Annotated in this window: 18 protein-coding genes; 11 read left to right on the top strand and 7 right to left on the bottom strand. The window is 51.7% G+C overall.

What is annotated here, in order from left to right:
* Nucleotides 1-101 precede the first annotated feature (101 nt).
* The gene (ppa, locus tag ACQ0MK_RS17945) at nucleotides 102-626 is read left to right on the top strand and encodes an inorganic diphosphatase (RefSeq protein WP_350045025.1); all 525 of its coding nucleotides are present in this window, start codon (nucleotides 102-104) and stop codon (nucleotides 624-626) included.
* 15 nt (nucleotides 627-641) lie between these two features.
* Here ppa and ACQ0MK_RS17940 read toward each other — a convergent pair whose 3' ends face one another.
* Nucleotides 642-803: a hypothetical protein gene (locus ACQ0MK_RS17940; RefSeq protein WP_430473764.1), complete on the bottom strand. Its 162-nt coding sequence runs from the start codon at nucleotides 801-803 to the stop codon at nucleotides 642-644.
* Nucleotides 804-924: 121 nt separating this feature from the next.
* Here ACQ0MK_RS17940 and ACQ0MK_RS17935 point away from each other — a divergent pair, with 121 nt between their 5' ends.
* The 4 genes from ACQ0MK_RS17935 (at nucleotide 925) to ACQ0MK_RS17920 (ending at nucleotide 4441) form a co-directional block, all read left to right on the top strand.
* On the top strand, nucleotides 925-1467 hold the full coding sequence (locus tag ACQ0MK_RS17935) for a L,D-transpeptidase family protein (protein WP_350159620.1): 543 nt from the start codon (nucleotides 925-927) through the stop codon (nucleotides 1465-1467).
* 69 nt (nucleotides 1468-1536) lie between these two features.
* Nucleotides 1537-2511, top strand: a complete 975-nt coding sequence (locus tag ACQ0MK_RS17930) for a DUF2333 family protein (protein WP_430473763.1) — start codon at nucleotides 1537-1539, stop codon at nucleotides 2509-2511.
* Between the two features lie 164 nt (nucleotides 2512-2675).
* A complete protein-coding gene (locus tag ACQ0MK_RS17925) occupies nucleotides 2676-3245 on the top strand; it encodes a NifU family protein (protein WP_350041112.1) in 570 nt (189 codons plus the stop codon).
* 197 nt (nucleotides 3246-3442) lie between these two features.
* Entirely contained in the window at nucleotides 3443-4441 is a 999-nt protein-coding gene (locus ACQ0MK_RS17920; RefSeq protein WP_430473762.1) for a glucosaminidase domain-containing protein, read from the top strand.
* 90 nt (nucleotides 4442-4531) lie between these two features.
* Here the strand turns inward: ACQ0MK_RS17920 and ACQ0MK_RS17915 are convergent, their stop codons facing one another.
* Nucleotides 4532-4993 (bottom strand): hypothetical protein, encoded by a 462-nt coding sequence (locus ACQ0MK_RS17915; protein WP_430473761.1) that lies wholly within the window; start codon nucleotides 4991-4993, stop codon nucleotides 4532-4534.
* Between the two features lie 238 nt (nucleotides 4994-5231).
* Entirely contained in the window at nucleotides 5232-7499 is a 2268-nt protein-coding gene (locus ACQ0MK_RS17910; protein ID WP_430473760.1) for an NADP-dependent malic enzyme, read from the bottom strand.
* Nucleotides 7500-8112: 613 nt separating this feature from the next.
* On the opposite strand from ACQ0MK_RS17910, the gene ACQ0MK_RS17905 reads away from it, so the two are divergent.
* Nucleotides 8113-8574 carry a hypothetical protein gene (locus tag ACQ0MK_RS17905; RefSeq protein ID WP_430473759.1) on the top strand — a complete coding sequence of 154 codons (462 nt, stop codon included), beginning with the start codon at nucleotides 8113-8115 and terminating at the stop codon, nucleotides 8572-8574.
* Nucleotides 8575-8615: 41 nt separating this feature from the next.
* On the opposite strand, the gene ACQ0MK_RS17900 is transcribed toward ACQ0MK_RS17905, so the two are convergent.
* On the bottom strand, nucleotides 8616-9116 hold the full coding sequence (locus ACQ0MK_RS17900; protein WP_430473758.1) for a hypothetical protein: 501 nt from the start codon (nucleotides 9114-9116) through the stop codon (nucleotides 8616-8618).
* A 185-nt stretch (nucleotides 9117-9301) separates the two neighbouring features.
* Between ACQ0MK_RS17900 and mutS the strand changes: the two genes are divergently transcribed.
* The 4 genes from mutS to trpS all read left to right on the top strand — a co-directional run bounded on the left by mutS (nucleotide 9302) and on the right by trpS (nucleotide 18235).
* Nucleotides 9302-12025, top strand: a complete 2724-nt coding sequence (mutS, locus tag ACQ0MK_RS17895; RefSeq protein ID WP_430473757.1) for a DNA mismatch repair protein MutS — start codon at nucleotides 9302-9304, stop codon at nucleotides 12023-12025.
* A 239-nt stretch (nucleotides 12026-12264) separates the two neighbouring features.
* Nucleotides 12265-15006 carry a [protein-PII] uridylyltransferase gene (locus tag ACQ0MK_RS17890; protein WP_430473756.1) on the top strand — a complete coding sequence of 914 codons (2742 nt, stop codon included), beginning with the start codon at nucleotides 12265-12267 and terminating at the stop codon, nucleotides 15004-15006.
* A gap of 515 nt (nucleotides 15007-15521) precedes the next feature.
* Nucleotides 15522-17072, top strand: coding sequence for a murein biosynthesis integral membrane protein MurJ (gene murJ, locus ACQ0MK_RS17885; RefSeq protein ID WP_430473755.1), 1551 nt, complete (start codon nucleotides 15522-15524; stop codon nucleotides 17070-17072).
* A gap of 161 nt (nucleotides 17073-17233) precedes the next feature.
* Nucleotides 17234-18235, top strand: a complete 1002-nt coding sequence (gene trpS / locus ACQ0MK_RS17880) for a tryptophan--tRNA ligase (RefSeq protein ID WP_430473754.1) — start codon at nucleotides 17234-17236, stop codon at nucleotides 18233-18235.
* 91 nt (nucleotides 18236-18326) lie between these two features.
* Here trpS and ACQ0MK_RS17875 read toward each other — a convergent pair whose 3' ends face one another.
* Nucleotides 18327-19871, bottom strand: coding sequence for a hypothetical protein (locus ACQ0MK_RS17875; protein WP_430473753.1), 1545 nt, complete (start codon nucleotides 19869-19871; stop codon nucleotides 18327-18329).
* A gap of 278 nt (nucleotides 19872-20149) precedes the next feature.
* Complete coding sequence (ribA, locus tag ACQ0MK_RS17870; RefSeq protein ID WP_430473752.1) at nucleotides 20150-21307, bottom strand: GTP cyclohydrolase II; 1158 nt, start codon at nucleotides 21305-21307, stop codon at nucleotides 20150-20152.
* Between the two features lie 399 nt (nucleotides 21308-21706).
* Here ribA and ACQ0MK_RS17865 point away from each other — a divergent pair, with 399 nt between their 5' ends.
* Nucleotides 21707-22396: a response regulator transcription factor gene (locus ACQ0MK_RS17865; protein WP_430473751.1), complete on the top strand. Its 690-nt coding sequence runs from the start codon at nucleotides 21707-21709 to the stop codon at nucleotides 22394-22396.
* Nucleotides 22397-22619: 223 nt separating this feature from the next.
* Here ACQ0MK_RS17865 and ACQ0MK_RS17860 read toward each other — a convergent pair whose 3' ends face one another.
* Nucleotides 22620-23315 carry a YggS family pyridoxal phosphate-dependent enzyme gene (locus tag ACQ0MK_RS17860; protein WP_430473750.1) on the bottom strand — a complete coding sequence of 232 codons (696 nt, stop codon included), beginning with the start codon at nucleotides 23313-23315 and terminating at the stop codon, nucleotides 22620-22622.
* Nucleotides 23316-23363 lie beyond the last annotated feature (48 nt).

Raw genomic sequence — 23363 nt, 5'->3', positions numbered from 1 at the left:
TCATTCTCTTTGGGATGCGATTTACGCCGTTCCGAAGCCGAAAACAGCCGCCCCGTTTTTTTCGGGGCATGCCTTTATAAAAGCGAAAGGGATTTTCCCAGATGGATCTCAACAAGATTCCTGTCGGCAAAGATGTTCCGTGGGACGTAAATGTCGTCATCGAAATTCCGCAGGGCGGACCGGTAAAGTACGAAGTAGACAAAGACTCCGGTGCTGTCTTTGTTGACCGATTCTTGCATACCTCGATGTATTATCCGGTGAATTACGGCTTCATCCCCAACACACTTGGCGAAGACGGTGACCCGGTTGATGCCATGGTCATGTTCCGCGAGCCGGTTGTTGCCGGTTCGGTCATCCGCGCCCGTCCAATCGGTGTGTTGATGATGGAAGACGAAGCTGGTCAGGACGAAAAACTGATCTGCGTTCCCCATGATAAAATCGACCCGTACTACACCGACATCAAATCCCACGAAGATCTGCCGCAAATCCTACGCGATCAGATCCAGCACTTCTTCGAGCGTTACAAAGACCTCGAAAAAGGCAAATGGGTTAAAGTGACCGGTTGGGAAGGCGCTGAAAAAGCAGCCAGCCTGATAGAAGAAGGTGTGACCCGCCTCGGCAAGTAATTGGCTTAAAGCCGTTTACGACAATATCAAACACCGCTCTAGCTTTTTGGCAGAGCGGTGTTTTTTTGACTTTTCCCCAAAATGACCGACAATAAGGTCGCTCAGGTGCTCGACATCAATATTTGGCTGGTTGGAAAACCAAGCAGCCAGAGTCGCCGTATCAAACATTTGTGACATGACTGGCGATTTTCCCAATCCGCCACAAATTTACCTTTGTTGTTTCACACCTTCGTCACGCGAGACTTTCGAAAATACTGTGAAAGCGGCCCGCACTTAATGTCACAACGGAGCAAATTGAATGCATAGCGACGCAATCGCACATTCGATGCCCCAACCATTCGAGATTACGGTCTCGGCGGATGGCATTTTGCGCGTGGGCGACAATGAGTTCCGCTGTGCATTCGGGATCAACGGGATTACCGATGCCCAAACCAAGACCGAAGGCGATGGTAAAACACCCGCGGGGCGCTGGCAGTTGCGCTATGTCATGTACCGTGCAGACCGTCGGGCGTGTCCACGGACCAAACTTCCGGTCACAACCATTTCATTTTCCGATGGCTGGTGCGATGATCCCAAGCACCCGGCTTATAACTGCCCGGTGCGGCTACCTTTTAAGGGCAGCCACGAAAAACTTTACCGTGATGACCATCTCTATAACATCGTCGTTGTTCTGGGTCACAATGATGCCCCACCGGTCCCCGGAAAGGGCTCTGCAATCTTCATGCATATCGCCAAACCTGACTATAGCGGTACCGAAGGCTGTGTTGCATTGGCCGAAAAAGACCTTGAGACCCTTTTGGGTCTGGTACAGTACGAAACATTCATAACCATCACTCAGTGAAATCATGCACTTGCCGTTTGGGCACTGACACCCTAGGTTCAATTGCCAGATTAATTCACAGGACAGGTCATGATTGAAGACGATTATCTGTATAAAAAAGGTGGTATCGCGGGTTTTGGATCGCGTCTGAAGGCTGTTTTCGGATCGGGCAAATTCTGGTTGCGCAGCCTTGCTGTCATCGTCCTGATTGCTGTGATCTATTATCCAGCTGGCATGGCGCTGGTCCATCGCATTGACGACAATCCCGATTTCGTTGGCAATTATCATGGCGGCAGCCACGCTGTCAGCACTGCTGCTGGCCTTATTGACCGTGAAGTCAACCAGAACCGTTGGACCGCAAACGATCCGTTTTTCCTGCCGGGCTCTGCACTTGATAACATGCCGAATTTCCAGACCGGTATCGTCTACGCCCTGTCGCGCTTTTCCATTGAACTGTCCGATCAGATCGGTCGAACCCGTGGTTCAAGTCAGGTGGATCCAGACCTTGATGATGCGGCTGGCCTGTTGAAATTCCGCGGTGACAAATGGGTGTTTGACCCAAGTGTATCGCTTTTGCCCGGTGTCACGTCCGAACAGCAATACCGTCAGGCCATCAGATCGTTGGAAAATTATAACAAGCGCCTGATTGACGGAAACGCGGTGTTTGAACGCCGTGCCGATAATCTGCAAGAAACCCTGAACCGGTTTGCCAATGACCTTGGATCGGCATCCGCTCTGCTTGATGATAAGGTCGATGCCCCGTCGATCTTTGACCGCACTGCCGATGACGTGTTTTATGCCACCAAGGGGCGCCTTTATGCCTACAGCCTGATCCTGCGTGATCTGGGGACTGACTTCGAACAAATCATCAATGAACGGCAAATTGCCCCTGCCTGGGCGGAAATGGTCGGATCCCTTCAATCTGCAGCCGCCCTTGATCCACTGGTTGTCGTTAATGGATCGGCGGATGGCATTATTTTCCCCAACCATTTGGCAGGACTTGGTTTCTATCTTTTGCGTGCCCGCACCCAGATGCGTGAGATCAGCAGTATCCTGCAGCGTTAAGGGTCATTTTGATCACACTTGCACCGCTGGCGAATACCTGACTTGCGCGCTGCGACTTGATCTTTTCTACTTTTTGCCCCATTTAGGGCCTAACCAAATGAAATGCAGATTGCTGAGCGGGCGCACATTCGCCCCGGCAATCAGAGTGAGAGGACACGCCGACCATGTTCATTCAAACCGAACCGACCCCGAATCCGGCCACACTCAAATTCCTGCCGGGCGAAGAAGTGATGGGCCGCCTTGGCACCGCCAACTTCGTTAAGGGTGACGAAGCCGTCAAATCACCGCTTGCCCGCAAGCTGTTTGAAGTTGATGGCATTGCCGGTGTCTTCCTCGGCGGTGATTTCATCACCATCACCAAGGACGACTCCAAAGACTGGCAAACCCTGAAACCGCAGATTCTTGGCGGGATCATGGAACATTACACCTCAGGTCAGGCGGTTCTTGACCAAAACTCCGATGCCGCAACCGGTGCCAGCACCGCTGCCGAAGGCGATAACGAACTGGTCACGCAGATCAAGGAACTTCTTGATACCCGCGTCCGACCGGCCGTTGCGCAGGATGGTGGCGATATCGTCTTCCACAAATTCGAAGATGGTGTGGTTTTCCTTGAAATGCACGGCGCATGTTCCGGCTGTCCAAGCAGCACCGCGACCCTGAAAATGGGTATCGAAAACATGCTGCGCTATTATGTGCCTGAAGTGCAATCCGTCGAACCCGTCATGGCCGACTGATCTTTCGAGTCGTTAAAAATTTGTAAGCCCGGCGCAAACTTTTCAGTGCGCCGGGCGTTCTTATTTTGCGCCGAACGAGAAGGGTTGCTCGGCGTTTTCAACTTTTAGGGATTTTGTCCGTTGCGATCCATGGCTGCGACGGGCATAGATAACCTCCACTTGGGATGGACAGTGTTACTGATCCTGGAGAGAAAACAATGAGTAGTGCAAAAACAGGAAATTACCGGAAATTTGTGCTTGCTTCGGTCCTCGGAGCAATCAGTTTACTGTATATCGGTATATTTTCCGGAATTGATGTTTCGCCTACACCGGTTGGCTTCGGTCACGAGCCAATCGTTACGGACGTTACAGACGGTGACAGTCCCGCTGTTAAAAAGAAAAAACCGGTTTTCCGGCGCGGACCAGAAGTCGTCGCCCTGAACCAGTATTTCAAAAGCATCGGTTACAGCCTGAACGACGTCACCGAAGTTCCACGTGTTTATATCAAGCGCGTTCCCAAAGGCCTTGACGAGCTGGCATCCGTAGACGAGCGCAAAACGCTGTTCCTACGAATCATGCTGCCGCTGGCCATGCGGGTGAATGAAGAAATTGGTGCGCGCCGTGATCGCCTGATGGCGATTCAGGCCAAAGGTATTTCCGGTATCCCGGTCAGCGCAAGCGATCAGAAATGGGTTGACCAACTCATGAAGCGTTATCGTGTGACCGATGGTGGCGTTACGGCCCTGCTTGAACGCATCGACCTTATTCCAACCTCGCTGATCCTTGCCCAATCTGCTGAAGAAAGCGGCTGGGGAACATCACGCTTTGTCCGCACGGGAAATGCGCTGTTTGGTCAATGGGCCTGGGGGGATGACGAAGGCATCGTTCCAAAAGACCGCGAAGATGGCAAAACCCACGTGATCAAGGCATTTGGCAGCCTGATGGACAGCGTGCGTGCCTATGCACGTAACATCAATTCCCATCCGGCGTATCAAAGCTTGCGTGAACGTCGCGCGACACTTCGTGCAAACGGTGATCTGATCAGCGGTTGGGATCTGGCTGAAACCCTGACCAAATATTCAGAGCGCGGCGAAGAATATGTCGACAGCCTGCATGCGATCATGCGCGTTAACGGCCTAAACGAGCTTGATGGGCTTGTTTTCGCGGCAGGAGATGTCCCGCCCCCGCCAAAGGTTCTGGCATCGCTGGAAGACTGATTTAGCGCCTTTAAGGCCCATACACAAAAAGGGATCGATCTGGATCCCTTTTTTATTGGCCATAGTCACACTGGATAAAGACAGATCGCTCTATTGAGCGCCTTTGCGATAGATCCAGCCCTTTTCGGATTTCAGCAGCCGAATTTCATTTTCGACGATGCGCCGGTCACCGGCTTTAAATTCGCCTTCCTTCATCGCCAACATTTTTGTTTTCACCAGATCAATTGCGTCGCTGACGGTATCACCAACATCATCCATCGAACCGGCTGCCTTGCCCCGTTCGGTCACGTCATCGGCAAAGTCCGATACGGTCCGATCAAAAACAAGTTCATAGCTGACCATAACGATGACCTCGTCATCATTCTCGGAGATACTGTTGGTCTTACTCACATTTTCAACATGCCCGACCTTGGCATAAGGATCATCGCGAAAACGTTCGATGACCGCAGTGGTAATTTCATCCAGGCTTGGCCCGCTGGCCTGTTCGCCTTCGCAAGCCGCAAGAAACGGGAAAAACATAAAAACAGCGAGAAAGCGGGTCATCTGGCCCATAAGATATTTCCTAATCTCTTGGTAAAATGGCGGACATGCCAGCCTTATGGTCAAATCATGTGGCAAAAATCAGGTCAAATGCAACACACATCACCAAATGACCATACGAACCCCAAACAAAGTCAAATCAAAGCCCATTGTCATCGGGATTTCTTAAAATTGATCAAACAGGATCAAACAAAAATGGCGGAGACTGCCTAAGCATCCCCGCCATTTTCAAAGTTTCGAAAAGCTGACCTTAGCCGTGCTCTGCCTCATGCGCAGCAAGGGCTGCAAGGTTGACCAGATCATTCACTGTTGCGCCCATCTGTGCGATTTGGGCTGGTTTCTCCAGACCAATCATCACCGGCCCAACCACCGTACCCCCACCAAGCTTGTCCAAAAGCTTGGATGCCGTGGTTGCCGCGTGCAAAGCCGGCATAACCAGAACGTTGGCCGGACCAGACAAACGACAGAACGGATAGAGCTTCAGAAGCTCGGTATCGAGTGCAACATCAACAGCCATATCGCCATCAAACTCGAAATCAACGTCGCTGCGCTCCAAGATACCAACAGCTTCACGAATACGGTCGGTGTCTTCGCTATACGGGTTACCAAAGGTCGAATGCGAGACAAGGGCAACGCGCGGCTCATGACCAAGCTGGCGGGCTTTTTCGGCCGCCTGAATGGCGATCTCGGCAAGCTGTTCCGCATTTGGAAGATTATGCACCCGGGTATCGGCAATAAACACCGTCCGCCCCTTGGCAATCGCAATCGACAGCCCCATCGGGATTTCGCCCGCCTTGGCATCAATCACGCTGGCAATATCGGTAAAGCTGCGGTTGAAGTTTCGGGTCAGGCCCGTGATCATGCCGTCCGCATGCCCCTTTGCCACCATGACGGAGGCAAAAACGTTACGCTTCTGGTTCACCATGCGCTGACAATCGCGCCACAGATAGCCTTTACGCTGCAGGCGTTCATACATGAATTCGGCATATTCCGTGTTGTTCTTGGACAATGCCGCATTGCTGATTTCGACACCTTCAAGGCTTTCAATACCAAGATTTTTGGCACTTTCATGAATGCGATCTTCACGGCCAATCAGGATCGGCGTGCCATAGCCCGAATTGCGATAGGCAACAGCAGCACGAATAACGGTTTCTTCTTCGCCCTCGGCAAAGGCAATCCGTTTCGGATGTGCGCGCACGTAATCAGAAATCAGCTGCAGATGCGCCGCGGTTGGGTCAAGTCGACCGCGCAGCTGGTTTTCATATTCCGCCATATCAATGATCGGACGACGGGCAACACCGCTGTCCATTGCTGCCTGTGCAACTGCCTTGGGAATGGCAATGATCAAACGCGGATCAAACGGGGCCGGAATGATATATTCCGGGCCATATTGCAAACGACGCCCGGAATAGGCCGCAGCCACTTCATCAGGCACGTCTTCACGCGCCAGCGACGCCACCGCATGGGCAGCGGCAATTTTCATTTCTTCGTTGATCGTTGATGCCTGAACATCAAGTGCCCCGCGGAAGATGTACGGGAAGCCAAGCACGTTATTGATCTGGTTCGGATAATCCGAACGCCCGGTGGCACAGATCGCGTCATCACGAATCGATGCAACTTCTTCCGGGCTGATTTCCGGATCCGGGTTGGCCATGGCAAAAATGATCGGCCGCTTGGCCATGCTTTTGACCATTTTGGTCGTCACCGCCCCCTTGGCCGACAGACCAAAGAACGCATCCGCCCCATCCATCGCATCTTCAAGTGTGCGGGCATCCGTGTCAGCAGCGTGGGCTGATTTCCACTGGTTCATGCCGTCTTCGCGGCCCTTATAGATCACGCCGCGCGTGTCACACATAATGACGTTGTCGTGCGACACACCCATGCTTTTGACCAGCTCGCAGCAGGCGATCGCCGCCGCACCAGCACCATTGATCACAAGTTTGATGTCTTTAAGCTTACGCCCGGTCAAATCACATGCATTGATCAGGCCCGATGCGGCAATGATCGCGGTTCCGTGCTGATCATCATGGAAAACCGGAATATCCATGATTTCGCGCAGGCGCTGTTCAATGATGAAACATTCCGGGGCCTTGATGTCTTCAAGATTGATGCCGCCAAAGGTCGCACCAAGGAAGCGCACGCAATTGACGAACTCATCGACATCTTCGGTGGAAACTTCAAGGTCAATCCCGTCAACATCGGCAAAGCGTTTGAACAAAACAGCCTTGCCTTCCATCACCGGCTTGGACGCCAGTGCGCCAAGGTTACCAAGACCAAGAACAGCCGTACCGTTGGAAATAACCGCAACGATGTTGCCCTTTGACGTGTAGTCATAGGCAGTTGCCGGGTTCTTGGCGATTTCAAGACAAGGCACCGCAACACCCGGCGAATAAGCCAGGGAAAGATCGCGCTGTGTGGTCAGCGGCTTGGATGCGGTGATTTCGATTTTGCCTGGGCGGCCGCTGGAATGAAACAGCAGTGCTTCGCGGTCACGAACCTTGATTTCTTTATCTGACATGATGTTTTCACTGACGCTTGCGTGGTGGGTGGAAAGCAGTGGGTGTTCTTTAAGTGTAGTTTGTTAAATTCGACATGATATCGGTGTGGGACCGGCATGTCGGACCGCCCAATAAATCAGGCTTCGTGCTTCGGGTCAAAGGCGACGTTAACGGCAACCGCAAAATTACGTAGCGTTTTCCGTATGTTGCGATGCAGCAACACTCAATCCAGCCCCCCTTACTTTTTGACCGGGATTTGCCATGGTGGATGGCTTTATTCGTCAACCCTGACAAATAATTTGGCAAATAGGCGTGATTTTTCAGTGACGTAATTGCCCCATCGCGCAGGTTAAGAGCCGTTAGCAATCAGGTTGCATCGCGAAAAAGGGGCCACAGGCTTTTCGCACCATTCCGACCTCTTTCCACGATCCGAAAAAACCGGCAACCTTCTCTGGTCGTCTTTGTTGTTTTATGAATCATTATACTGTTGAAAGCCAAAACCATCAGATCGCTACAAATTCTGTACTGCAGAACACAACACTGCGTTACAGTGCAAACTAGCACAGAGAAAAACATAAATTTTTGTAATATTGATATATTGAAGTAATTCAGAAACTGATCTTTAGGTGTCATTTGTCAGAAAAACATGATGAAAAGGTTCTAATCCATTATCAGAAATCTTGGGAGAATGCGCTTCACTCTGACCAACTAACTGCCCAGATAGGGTTGTTTGCCCTGAAAATGGTTCTGTCGGTTAATGGCGCTGCTTTAATTGCGATCATGGCAGCTTACCCATCGTTAGCAAAAGATAGCCCTACTTTGGCCAAAGCCTTGCCAGAAGTAGGGCTTTTTATGGTGTATGGTCTAGTGGCTGCACTTTTTAGCGTAATGTCTGCATATTTTTACCAAGGCTCACTGACAGATAAGCGATGGTCAGAACATAATGCCGACCATGGGGACGGAGGAGACTCAGACCTCATTAAAAAGAGGCGAAACATAGCTATTAAAACGTTGAATATATTCTATGTTGTCGCGTGGTTTCTGTCTGCCATCCTCTTCATCTTTGGATGCAGCCAATTAGTTTCTGCTCTTTAGCGAATACAGCTGGGTCTAACTGCATCGCAATTCAAAACAGTTTATTTTGGCGTATGCAGGTGAATGTTGGTCGCGCCATTCTGTTCGAAAATGGCCCGGGCCTTGGTTTCTGCCCCGCCATCCTTTGGATCGATCCGCACCCAAAGGATCACGGAACCTGCATCCACCGCACGAGCAAAGTCATCCGTGTGCGGTGTTGATGTCACTTCATCGATGAATTCACGCAGGGCAACCGCACCGACCCCTGCCCCAACCGCAATTGCCGCAGGTGCTGTTGCCGCCCCGCCAAACAGGGCAATTGCGCCCGATGCGACAAGGGGAACTTCATATTTCACTTCCCCGACCAACGCAGTCAGGACATCGGACCATGACCGGCCATCTGATCCGGCGACATCGATTGATTCATGAGAACTCAATACCGAAAGATCGGTTCGGGCAAAGCCGCTATCGCGCAATGCACGGATAGCCGCGTCAAATTTGTCTTTGGTATCAAACAGTCCGACCAGTTCGGGGGCCTGCGAGGTGGTCTGCTCTGCTGCCATTTTTCGCTCTCCTTGGTGGCTGTTATTCGGTTCAAAAATCAGCGATGATCACCACTGACCAAGTCCGGTTGTCTTTCTATATATTTTACAGAAAATCAGGCGTTGCAATGGCATAGATCAAGTTTTATCACCGGCCATCTTTCCAACTCTCGTCTTTGCCTTCAGGGTTTGCTATCAAAGTCATCATGAACAACATCGCTGATACATCCGACACAACACCAATCGCACCGTCCTTTTCTTTGGAAGGTGCCACCCCGATGATGGTCCAGTTCCTTGAAATCAAGGAACAGTATCAGGACTGCCTGCTGTTTTATCGGATGGGCGATTTTTACGAGTTGTTCTTTGACGATGCCGTCAAAGCCGCCGAAGCCCTTGATATTGCCCTGACAAAACGCGGCAAGCATCAAGGTAACGAAATTCCCATGGCCGGTGTTCCCGTCCATAGCCACGAAACTTATCTTCAGCGTCTGATCCGCAAGGGTTTTCGTGTTGCCGTCTGTGAACAGATGGAAGACCCGGCAGAAGCAAAAAAACGTGGTGCCAAATCGGTCGTAAAACGCGGTGTCGTCCGCCTGATCACGCCCGGCACGCTTACCGAAGACAGTCTTCTGGATGCCAGACGCCATAACTATCTGGCGGCCGTATCCGACGTCCGTGGCAAGGTTGGTCTGGCGTGGCTTGATATGTCTACGGGCGACTTTTACGTCCAGCCAAGCGATATGGCAGGTTTGCCTGCTGCTTTGGCGCGACTTGATCCGGGCGAAATCCTGTTTTCTGAAAAGATGTTGAACCGGTCAGACATGTTCGACATCTATTCCGAATATAAAAGCGTCATCACCCCGCAACCCAGTGCGCGCTTTGACGCAGATAATGCTCAGCTGCGCCTGAAAAAGTTTTATCAGGTTGAGGCACTTGATGCCTTTGGCGGGTTTGAAATTGCCGAACTGTCGGCTGCTGGTGCGCTGATTGATTATGTCGATCTGACTCAAAAAGGTCAGATGCCCCGCCTTGCCCCGCCAACCCGCGTTGCTGAAGGCGCATCAATGGAAATTGATGCCGCCACCCGCCGGTCGCTTGAATTGCTGCAAACCCAGTCAGGGGAACGTAAAGGGTCACTGCTGTCGGTTATTGATCGCACCAAAACCGGTGCGGGTGCCCGTTTGCTGGCGGCCCGCCTGTCAGCCCCGCTGACCAGTGCCGATGAAGTCAATAAGCGCCTTGATCTGGTGGAATATTTCCATGACCGCGATGGCTTACGCGCTGATTTGCGATCAAGCCTTGGCGAATGCCCCGATATTGAACGCGCCCTGTCGCGCCTGTCTGTTGGTCGTGGCGGTCCGCGTGATTTGGCCGCAATGCGCGATGGTCTTGCCTGTTCGTTTGCGATCAGCACCCTGCTTGGCAAACCCGATGGCGGCAATGACGGCCTCACAGCGCAGCCCGCGGCCCTTGGTGACCATTTGACCATGATGGGACATCATGGTGATCTGATTGATCTTTTGCGTCGCGCCATTGCCGAAAACCTGCCGCTTCTGGCACGTGATGGTGGCTTTATTGCTGGTGGATATCACCCACCGCTTGACGAATTGCGCATGCTTTCAAGCGAAAGCAAAAAGCTGATCGCCAACCTTCAAGCCCGCTATACCGAGCAAACCGGCATCGCCAACCTTAAAGTCAAACACAACAATGTGCTTGGCTACTTCATCGAAGTATCGGCGAAAAATGCCGACAAGATGATGGAAGTGGACGAGTTCATTCATCGTCAGACCATGGCCAATGCGGTCCGCTTTACCACGGTCGAGCTGTCCGAACTTGAAAGCAAGGTTTCCAAGGCCGGCGATCAGGCGCTTGCCCTTGAACTTGAGCTGTTTGAAGACCTGGTTCAGTCGGTTCTGACCAAGGCCGATGCCATTGCCCGCTGCGCACAGGCCTTGGCCGGGCTTGATGTATCCGCTGCACTTTCAGAACTGGCCCGTGATCAGGGCTGTATCCGCCCGCAAATCGACGACAGTCTTGCCTTTGACATCCATGCTGGGCGCCACCCGGTGGTTGAAGCCGCCCTTCGCGAAAATGCAGACTCACCCTTTGTTGCCAATGATTGCCGCCTTGAGGATGAACAAAGCCTATGGCTGATTACCGGTCCGAATATGGCCGGTAAATCGACCTTCCTGCGCCAAAACGCGCTTATTGCGGTTCTGGCCCAAATCGGCGCATTCGTTCCCGCCGGAAAAGCCCATATTGGCGTGATTGACCGGCTGTTTTCACGCGTTGGTGCTGCTGATGATTTGGCGCGCGGGCGATCGACCTTCATGGTCGAAATGGTTGAAACCGCTTCGATCCTTAATCAGGCAACTGACCGATCACTTGTGATTCTTGATGAAATCGGACGGGGTACAGCCACCTTTGACGGTCTGTCAATTGCCTGGGCCGTGGTTGAAAACCTTCATGAAATCAATAAGTGTCGTGGTCTTTTTGCCACCCACTATCATGAATTGACCGCACTTGCGGCCAAGCTTGAACATCTGTCCTGCCACACCATGCTGATCAAGGAATGGCAGGGTGAAGTTGTCTTCCTTCATGAAGTCGGCTTGGGCAGTGCGGATCGGTCATACGGCATCCATGTCGCCCAATTGGCCGGCTTGCCAAAACCCGTGATCAAACGCGCCGAACAGGTTCTAAAAACCCTTGAAAAAGGCCAGCAAGGCGGTGCTGTTTCGAAGCTTGCCGATGACTTGCCACTGTTTGCCGCCGCGATTGAGCAGGCCGCACAGGAAGAAAAGGCATCAGGCCCGGCCCTTTCAGACAGTCAAAAAGCATTGTTAGACGCGGTTAATGATCTTGATCCCGATAACATGACCCCACGCGAAGCCCTTGATGCGCTGTATCGTCTGCACACCTTAAAAGACTAGCGCCTTGGCATAATTGGTACGGGTTAAACGCATGAAAAACAGGCACCTTGCCCCTATATGAGGCAGGTGCCTGTTTTCGTTTTGGCACCAGCACCGCAAGCTTGTAGTGTTTGAGCATATTCTTCATCCGGCACAGCACATGCATAGGGTGCGGTCGCGACAAATTGCCGTTATCATAAGATAACGGCTTTAAAAAACGGCACGCAGGCCGAAAAGCAGGCGCAAGGAAACAGACCAACGTGACCTATAAGATCAAGAAACAGCGCGAAATCATTGACCGGAAAAACGTCTTTGCTGAACTAAAAGCAATTGCCAACGACCCGGATCTGAAAAACTTCAAACAGCGTACTGCTGTTTTGAACAAGCTGAAATCGGTCATGGAAGCCGGTCGTACGGTTATTCGTGCGCGCTTTGAAGAAAGTAATTCAGGTCAGGAAACGGTGTTTTCCAATAGCTTCCTGATGGATCAAATCGTCCGTCTGATCCATGATTTTGCCGTCAATTTTGTCTATCCGGTACACAACCCGACCAATGAACAACGCATGTCTGTGGTTGCGGTTGGTGGCTATGGCCGGGGGGATATGGCGCCGCATTCCGATGTCGATATCCTGTTTCTGTTTCCCTACAAACAAACCGCACATGGCGAACAGGTGGTCGAGTTCATCCTGTATATGCTGTGGGATCTTGGTCTGAAAGTCGGTCACGCTACCCGATCCGTTGATGATTGCCTGCGCATGGGTAAACAGGACATCACCATCCGTACCAACCTGCTTGAAAGCCGGTTTGTCTGGGGCGATGAAGAAACTTATGACATCTTCCGGGCCCGCTTCATGGATGAGCTGGTCAAGGGCAGCGGCCTTGAGTTTATTGAAAAGAAACTTGGCGAACGCGATGATCGTCATGTTCGTATGGGCGATTCGCGCTATGTCGTGGAACCCAACGTCAAGGACGGCAAAGGTGGCTTACGCGACCTGCACACTCTGTTTTGGATCGGCAAATACCTTTATCGGGTTAATTCGCCGATGGAACTGGTCGACCTTAAAGTTCTGACCCGCAAAGAAGCCCAAGGTTTCTTGAAAGCCCAGAATTTCCTGTGGGCGGTACGCTGCTGGTTACATTATCTCTCAGACCGCGAAGAAGACCGCCTGACGTTTGATATGCAGCGCGATATCGCTTCCCATCTTGGCTATACCGATCATGCTGGCGCATCGGGTGTCGAACGCTTCATGAAGCACTATTATCTGATGGTGAAGCATGTCGGTAACCTGACACGGATTTTCTGTGCAGCACTTGAAGAACGCCATCAACGCCGCCCCTTGATCCGTTTTCCCGGCAAATTGTTTGGCACCAAGGAAATTGACGGGTTTGAGCTGCGCAATGATCGCCTAACGGTCGAAAACCTTGATGTTTTCAAAAAAGACCCGATCAAGATTTTGCGTCTGTTTCTGGTCGCCAACCAGAACGGTGTTGGCATTCATCCCGAAACATTGCGCTGGGTGACCCAAAGCCTGAAATTTGTCGATCACAAGCTTCAAAACGACCCGGATGCAAACGAAGTCTTTCTGGAGATTTTAACCCAGCGGACCAACCCCGATATCGTCCTTCGTAAAATGAACGAAGCCGGGGTTTTGGGTCGCTTTATCCCGGATTTCGGACGTGTCGTCGCCCAGATGCAATATGACATGTACCATACCTATACCGTGGACGAGCATACCATCCGGGCAATCGGCATCCTCAATCAGATTGAAAACGGTGAACTGGCCGAAGACGCCCCTGTAGCCACCCGGATCATGGGCAAGGTCATTTCGCGGCGTGTTTTGTATGTTGCGGTTCTTCTCCATGATATTGCCAAGGGACGCGGCGGCGATCATTCGGAATTGGGCGCAGAAGTCGCTGAAAAGCTGTGTCCGCGTTTGGGGCTGTCACCGGCCGATACCGAAACAGTCGCGTGGCTGGTCAAAGCCCATCTTTGGATGAGCCTGACAGCCTTTAAACGTGATTTAAATGACCCGATGACGATCAAGGCATTCGGCGACTTGGTGCAATCCCAAGAACGCCTGCGTTTATTGCTGTGTCTGACGGTTGCCGACATCCGCGCAGTTGGGCCGAATGTCTGGAATGGCTGGAAAGCAACCTTGCTGCGTGAACTTTACTATGCCGCAGATGATCGTTTGTCAGGTGGCTTGAACGCCGATAGCCGCGATTCGCGGGTCGCAAATGCCCAGATGGCCTTGCGCGAAGCCCTGATTGACTGGCCAACAGATGATATCGAAGATTTCATTGATCGTGGCTATCCATCCTATTGGCTGAGTTTCGATACCGACGTTCATGTGCATCACGCACATCTCACCCGTGACGCCAAGAAAAGCGGGGCGGACATTACAGTCGATGTGCGTATTGATACCGAAATTGATGCCACCGAAATCACGGTTCACACCACGGACCATCCGGGCCTGTTTTCCCAGATTGCCGGGTCGATGGCACTGTGCGGTGCCAACGTTGTCGATGCGAAAATCCTGACCCTTGCCGATGGCATGGCGCTTGATACCTTCTTTGTGCAGGACACCAATGGCGAGGCCTTTAACGACACCGCCAAACTTGAAAAACTGCGCGAAACTCTTGAACAGGTCATTTCCGGGCGCCTGCGCCCCAGCCAGGAAATTGAACGTCGCCAGACCAAGGATAACAAGCACCGCACCGCAGTGTTTAAGGTCGAACCCAACGTCATCATCGATAACAAGGCCAGCCGCACCCATACCGTGATCGAAATTACCGCACGTGACCGGCTTGGGTTGCTCTATGACATCACGCGCGCCTTGCGCGATCTGTCATTGCAAATCGCATCGGCCCGCGTTTCGACATTCGGCGAACGCGCCGTTGACGTTTTTTATGTGAAGGATGTGTTTGGATTAAAGATTGATAGCCGGACCAAATTTGTTCAGGTCAAGGAAACCCTGACACAAGCAATCCAGAACAATTGATCATGTTCTCGCGTTCCCGAATTTCCGAAAAGACATACCCGAATTTGACCCTTGCCCATATGATGCGCAAAGCACCACCACAGCAGGGGGTCAAATCCGCCTTTTCCGATCAAAACGACCGGAAAAGTATATGTATATCTTTGGGAAATTGTGACGGACGAGGAAGGGATAAACCAAACCCGACATCATGACATGTTAGACTTGATGTCGTTATCCTCGGAGTGCAGCAGGTTGAGGTTGGTCCCCTTTATTCCCCGCCCGTCCAATAATTGAGGCTCGCGTCCCAACGAATCCTCAGCGAGACCGAATTTAGGCCTCTTGCATGTCTTTTTCTGTGACGGCTGTCACAGGTTTGGAAAATTACATTCAATTTCCATGATTTTCATAAATCCGTGACATTCAAATGCCCTACCCTTCACTTGATTACGACTTCTTCACTTTCCCCTGTCAGATTTTTGCCATTCATCGCGTGATACTGATGTGAACGGCCCCTTGAACGGATGTGATTGACCCAAATGTCGCTCGTACGCTCCATCGCCACGGTTAGTGGCTTTACCCTACTGTCCCGCCTTTTGGGGTTTTGCCGCGATATTTTAATTGCCGGTATGCTGGGTGCAGGCGGCATTGCCGATGCGTTCTTTGTTGCGTTCAAATTTCCCAACCTGTTTCGCCGGTTATTTGGTGAAGGCGCGTTTTCCGCGGCCTTCATCCCGCTTCTGGCTGGCGACATTGAAAAGCGTGGCACGGATGCGGCGCATGAATTTGCTGCGCGTGCCATGTCGATGCTGGTTCTGATCACGGGCTTTCTCGTTGCGATCATTGAAATCATCATGCCCTGGGCGATGTATGTTTTCGCACCCGGCTTTGCCCAAGACCCGGAAAAATTTGCGCTTGCTGTTGAACTGTCGCGCATCACTTTTCCCTATCTGGCATTTATTTCCGCCGTTGCCCTGATGTCAGGGGTTTTAAACACCCTGCATCGTTATGCCGCAGCGGCCGGTGCACCGATTATCCTCAATATCTGTTTGATCGGCGCCCTTTTGGGTCTGGCCCCCATGACCGAAACTCCTGCACATGCCTTGGCGTGGGGGGTTGCGCTGGCCGGAGTCGCGCAATTCATATGTCTGGTCATTGCCTGCAAACAGGCTGGGTTTGCGATTAAATGGCAAATGCCCCGGGTTGACGACCGGATCAAGCTTCTGGGCAAACGCATGATCCCGGGCATGATTGGTGCCGGGGTTTATCAGATCAACCTTCTGATCGACACCATGCTGGCGTCCCTTGTTTCCGATGGTGCGGTTTCCTGGCTTTACTATGCCGATCGCGTGCAACAGCTCCCGCTTGGGGTCATTGGTATTGCCATTGGCACCGCCCTTTTGCCGACTTTGTCACGCCAGCTACAGGGTGATGATCCCAAAACCGCGATGTATAGCCAAAACCGCGGCATTGAAATTGCCCTTTTGCTGACCCTTCCGGCCGCTGTCGCACTTGGGGTCATGGGCTTGCCGGTGATCAATGTGTTGTTTGAACGCGGTGCATTTGGCCCGGAAGAAACCCGCATGACCGGTTTGGCCCTGATCGTCTTTGCCTTTGGGTTGCCGGCATCGGTTCTGGTCAAGGTTCTTGCCCCGGGATTTTTTGCCCGTGAAGATACCAAAACGCCGATCCGCATTGGCATTTCCGCAATGGTGCTTAACATCGTTTTGATCGTGATCCTGATGCCGCAATTCGGGCATTTGGGAATTGCGGCAGCAACCTCGGTCTCGGTCTGGGTTAATGCGTTTTGCCTCGGTTTCCTGCTGCATCGGCAGGGCGATCTTATGTTTGATCCACGGCTTCTTAAACGCGTCCCGCGGATTTTGTTGTGCTCTGCCCTAATGGGGGCCGCTCTTTGGTTTGCCATTGATATCTTTTGGCAAAATGACGCGCTTTCCATCACCCGGATTATTACCATGATGTTGTGCGTGATCGGTGGTGTGATGGTTTATGGCATTGCCGCGCAATTGCTTGGCGCAACCAGATTTTCCGAACTGAAATCGATGTTTAAACGCCGAAAGCCTGCCTGATCTGATTATTTCCCGGAATTTCCTGACAAGCCGCTTGACCTTACGAGATCAGGCGGCTTAACTCCGCGCGTTGATTTGCAAGCTCGTCCGCCGGCGGGTGTCCACAACCTGGCGGAGCTAGCAAACGCGTTTTTGTTTTTATTGAAATGGACGACACCATTATGGAACGTGTTTTTTCGGGCGCTCAGCCCACCGGTAACCTTCACCTTGGCAACTATCTTGGCGCGATCCGCAACTGGGTCGAGCTGCAGAAGCAATATGAATGCATCTTCTGTGTTGTCGATATGCATGCCATCACGATCTGGCAAGACCCCGCTGAGCTACGTTCCAACATTCGCGAACTTGCCGCCAGCATGATTGCGGCCGGGATCGATCCGGAAAATCAGGTCCTGTTCAATCAAAGTCAGGTTTCCGCCCATGCCGAACTGGCATGGATTTTCAACTGTGTTGCGCGCATCGGCTGGATGAACCGCATGACCCAGTTCAAGGAAAAAGCCGGCAAGCACCGCGAAAACGCATCCTTGGGTCTTTATGCCTATCCAAGCCTGATGGCCGCCGACATTCTGGTCTATAAAGCCACCCATGTGCCGGTCGGTGAAGACCAGAAGCAGCATCTTGAACTGGCCCGTGATATTGCACTGAAATTCAATAATGATTACGGCGCCGAAGATTTCTTCCCGCAGCCAGAGCCATTGATTTTGGGTCCGGCAACGCGGGTGATGTCGCTGCGAGATGGCTCGAAAAAGATGTCGAAATCCGATCCGTCGGATATGTCACGTATTAACATGACCGACGATTCCGACACGCTGGCCAAAAAAATCCGCAAGGCAAAAACCGATCCGGAACCGCTGCCATCTGAAGCAGCCGGTCTTGAAGGCCGCCCGGAAGCCAAGAACCTGATCACGATCTTTGCTGCCCTGACCGACAGCACAGTTGATGCGGTTTTGGCCGAACATGGTGGAACACAGTTCTCGGGCTTCAAACAGTCTTTGACAGACGTGGTTGTGGATAAATTGGCCCCGATTACCGAGAAAATGGCACGTCTGAATGACGATCCGGCCTATATCGACAGCGCCTTGGCCAAAGGTGCCGAACGTGCAAACGTCATTGCCCAGCCGATCCTCAAAGAGGTCAAAGAACTTGTTGGCTTCTTGAACAGCTAATCTGTTCGCAAACCAGATGAATAAAAGCCCGCTTATTGCTGATAAGCGGGCTTTTTCATTTCAAGGCTTCCGTGTTTAGTTCGGAAACCAATCAGATTGATCCGCCAGAAGGCTGGGATTGTTTTTGCATCGCCTGATACTTTTTCAGCCCATCCATCATGGTCTGGCTAAACCACGCGCCAACAGGTTCATCCGCTTCAAGATGCGATGACGCACGCTGCATCAGTGGATGAACTGATTGGTCAGTACCAGTTTCATTTTGAGTCGCGATGTTAGCGCTAACATCGTTGGTATGGCTGGTGTTTTGATTTGCACCTTGGCTGGTCTGGCGGGCCGTCATACGCCCTTGATCGGCAACAGCATTGCTACTCGCAACGGATTCGGCGACCATGGTCTGGGCTTTTTCCCGACCAAGGGCAGCATTAAACCGGGCAGCCATTTCTGCCGCCGAAAGCGGTGCAGCGCCAGAACGCAGATCAGGCAGATTTGGCGCAGCAGGACGGCTTGCCACGTTATCTGCTGTCGCCGTGCCTGCCCTTTCCGCCAAAGCACTCTCGGAGGATTGCTTATCTGTTTTTCCCGCAGAAAGTTTTGCCTGTCGGGCTTCGTACTCCGCCATTTCAGCAGAAATAACCATCGTATTTGACTGACGGCTAAACCGTCCCTCACTTTGCGCCCGCCCCCAAACAGTATTCCCACCTTCCCTGCTTAGGCTTGCCCGCGGAAGTGCGTCGCCCGTGGCCGAGTTTGCAGCAACTGTCTGTGCGAAAGTTGATGCCGGGTTTGTTGTGCCAGCCGATGCCATGGCAACGGCCAGTTCTGCAGGATCAGAATCCTGGTTTTGTTCAGAGGCAGAAGCAGGTGTGGCTTCGGTCTGTGCTTGTAATTGCGCCTGCAACAGGGGATTTGGGGCCGGTGTTGGCGCAGAAGCCATTGCAGCGGCATTTTGTGCCCACGGCAAGTTTAACTCAGACGCATTGATCACGTTTGTAACCGGTACATCGGGTGATCCAGCAGAGGCCAAAACAACCTGATCGACCGGCGCCATTGGTGCGACCTGTACGATGGTTGCCTGCTCTGCCGGGGTTGCTGCAAAACTTGATGGCGCATTGTTCGCAACCATCCAAGGCAGAACCAGTTCTTCTTGATAAGCACCAAGGGCGGATGCTGTCGTCGTTGCTTTTGCCGGATCTTCAGATGCATCGGCAATGGCAGTACCATCGTCACGCGGGTTGCCATTAAAACTATCTTCGACAAATGCCATAACATGGGCACCAGTATCTTCACCGGTCACGGCATCAACTACTGCATCAATCGCAGCACCGGCAAGACCAAATACCCCGCCGAACAAGCCGCCACCGACAACGCGCGCGCCATTGCCCAATTCATCGCCGGTCAAAGAACGATAGACCATCCCAACGCCGGGAATATGCTGCAGTGGATTAATCACATCGAGGAAATCGGTGAATTCAAACCCGTCTTCTCCGAACATATAGTCAGAAAAGCTCCGGCCTTCCGCACTATCGGAAAGCTGATCAGCCACGTTCGACTGCGCAAACTTGTCGCTTGCAACGTCTCCCGCCACACCCGGAACACTACCGGGCGATATTTGCCGCCAATTTGCACCAATCGACATGATCGTCCTCCTCTTGCCAGTTAATTTGCAAAAGGGGTGCCAGTTTGGACCAAAGTTAAGCTATTGGAAAATATGATTATTTTGAAAATCCGATCCCCGGCATTCCTACCTGTCGGAATCTTCTGCCGGGTAGCAGCGGCACATTAAAACGAAGCGCAACTTAAACGGTGTGGAATGTGGCAAAGATGACGGATTCGCGAGCACTGGCGCGCAACGTACATAGGTCCGTGAGCACCATGCGCAGTCGAAACCATTATTTGCAGCCCATTCCGCGCTGTTTAGAACAAATGCCCGGCCCGGTCCTTTTTCGTCTGAAGATAGAATTCATTATGACCATTGGACGGAAACTTGTGCGGAACACGTTCTGAAACTTTCACGCCCCAGCTTTCCAACCCTTTGAGCTTTTCCGGGTTGTTGGTCAGAAGACGGACAGTTTCAAAGCCCAGCTGACGCAACATTTCGGCGGCCGGACGATAAACACGCTCATCGGCATCAAAGCCCAGTTCTTCATTGGCATCAAGCGTATCAAATCCGCGATCCTGTAATGCATAGGCACGCAGCTTATTGACCAGGCCAATACCACGGCCTTCCTGACGCAAATACAGGACAATACCGCCCTGCCCGCTACTTGCGATTTCGGAAATCGCCCCGCGCAATTGAGGCCCGCAATCACAGCGAAGCGATCCGATCAAATCACCGGTAAAGCATTCCGAATGCAGGCGGATCATGACCGGTTTGTCTTTGGCCGGTTCATCTATAACAATGGCCAAATGTTCCTGACCACCATCTTCGGGGCGAAATGCAATTACGGTCGCGTTTTCCGCATCTTCAAGTGGCACACGTGCCTGACTGACCTGACGCAGGCTTGCCGCCGATGCATTTTCATAACCATTGATGCTATCAGACTGCAAAACCAGAAGGTTCTGCCCACGCGCCAGGTTTTCCAACTGACCGGCATCGACCGATACCGTCACCACAGCGGGCAGCAACCGGGCAAGTTTGGCCAAACGGATGGCTGCAGATTCTGCCATTGAAACAGCACGCCAGTCGCCAGCCGGCAGTTTTTCAAGATCAAGCAACGGATTGGCTATTTCACCAAGTCGGTCGGCATCAATGTCTGCACGATCATTGCTGACAAAAGCAATGAAAGGATCATCCTTGCAGGCTTGACCCAATGATTTTGCCCGAACACGCGGAATGACAATTGCCGGTGCAACATTTAGGTTTGCGATGTCACACAAACGATCAAAGCCAAGTTGCGACAACGGTTCAGCGGCGATAACAGCAACACTATGGGCTTCACCATCGTGATGGCCCTGAACAAGAACGATTTCGCCGCGCCGCAAATCAGCCACGGCACGCGATACTGTCACCAGATCCGTGGCCGGGATCAGATTGCTGTCATTTTGGGCGGTTGTGGCAAAGCTTTGAGTCATTGTTATCTTGTCTTTGTGATCACAACATCGCGATCCGGTGGCTATGGGGCTGGATAATGACCCGGATTAATTCATATAACCGCTTTGGTCAGTCCGGTGTGTTGGCAAGCGAGGAGCAAAATCGCAGGAAGATTAACATCTTTCAAGATTTTACGACAAATTTGCCCTGTCATACCGGTTTCCAATTCGATTGCATTAATTAATCCGGCTCCTACATAGGTCAATGGGTTAAAGTGAAACAGTTTGTTCTTGAAAATAGCTACTAAGACGCTGATCCTAGAATACGCATTTTATATATGGCGGGCCTGACGCCGAAGTTCCACAAAAACAATGGTGCAAAACAGCATCAGTTCAGGCCCAATATATAGACGGGATCTGGCAAGCAGCAAGGGATGGTGAATGTCGACAGGTAAACAGGTTCTCGTGGTTGAGGACGATGCAGCTCTCAGCCAGTCTTTGACGGAACAGCTCCGACTGCATGAAGAATTTGAATGTGTCGTCGCCCATAGTGGCAAGGATGCACTTGATGCCGCCAAGGAAACCTATTTCGATATGATCCTGCTTGATGTCGGGCTTCCTGATATGGATGGCCGTGATGTCTGCAAACTGATGCGTCGCGCAGGTGTGAAATCCCCGATCATCATGTTGACCGGGGCCAATAGTGATTCTGATACCATTCTTGGTCTGGAATCGGGTGCCAATGACTATGTCACGAAGCCATTCCGCCTAAATGTTCTTCTGGCGCGCATTCGGGCCCATATCCGCCAGCATGAGCAAAGCGAAGATGCCGTTTTCATCATTGGCCCCTACAGCTTCCAGCCCAGCGCGAAAATCCTGATCGAAACCACGACCGAAAAGAAAGTCCGTTTGACGGAAAAGGAAACTTCAATCCTGAAATTCCTGTTCCGGGCAGGCGACAAACCGGTCACCCGTGAAACGCTGCTTGATGAGGTTTGGGGATACAATGCCGGTGTAACAACCCACACGCTTGAAACCCACGTCTATCGTTTGCGCCAAAAGATCGAGAAAGATCCATCGAATGCCGCAATCCTGATTACAGAGCCCGGTGGGTATAAACTGATCCCCTAATGGGTTGCGAAACAGGAGAATAAAAAAAATCCCGGTATAACGGGATTTTTTTGTCACAGATTATCTTCTCAGGCGTCATTGAATTCGGGCCAATAATCCACAAAATTCGAAAATTCATGTTTTCCGACCTATCAGCCATCATTTTAGCCGTTTTTACTGCAAGTAAACACGATTTTGGACATAAATGCGATTTTTACCCCTAAAGAACAGGGATTTTTACGAATTAATAGCCTCTGGAGCCAAAAACAGCTGTCCCAACCCGCACATGCGTGGCCCCAAGCCGGATTGCAGACGCGTAGTCACCGCTCATTCCCATACTTCTGATTTCCAAACCATGACGATCTGCGATCTTACCCAGCAGGGTGAAATGCGGTGCAGGTTCCTCATCAACAGGGGGAATGCACATTAACCCCTTGATCGGAAGCTTCAGCTCCTCACGACACATGACAATGAATGCGTCAGCTTCCTTTGGTGAAATACCCGCCTTTTGGTCTTCTTCGCCGGTATTGATTTGAATAAGCAAATCCGGGCACTGCCCCGTATTATCACGATGCTTGGCAAGTGCATTGGCCAGTTTGGGGCGATCAACAGTTTCAATCACATCAAACAGATGGACCGCATCTTTGATCTTATTCGTCTGAAGAGGGCCAATCAGATGAAGTTCGATATCAGGAAATTCTTCGCGCAAACCCGGCCATTTTCCGGAAGCTTCCTGAACACGGTTTTCACCAAACACCCGCCGCCCATCAAGCAAAGCCTTGCGAACATGATCTGCTTCGTGATTTTTGCTTACACAGACAAGCGTGACTTCATTTTTGTCACGGTTAACAGCCGCACAGGCCGCGTTGATATTGTCCTGAATTTCAGCAAGATTTTGTGCAACATCGCTCTTGGCGGATGACAGATCATGATTGCTCATGGATGATTGGCCCTTAAATCGGTGACGGTAATATGCACAGCTTAGCTC

This window comes from Thalassospira lucentensis (genome assembly GCF_050516545.1).
In the GTDB taxonomy this organism is placed as follows: Bacteria; Pseudomonadota; Alphaproteobacteria; order Rhodospirillales; family Thalassospiraceae; genus Thalassospira; species Thalassospira lucentensis_C.
The sequence above is the reverse complement of the archived record's forward strand: the minus strand, read 5'-3'. Positions and strand labels throughout refer to the sequence as shown.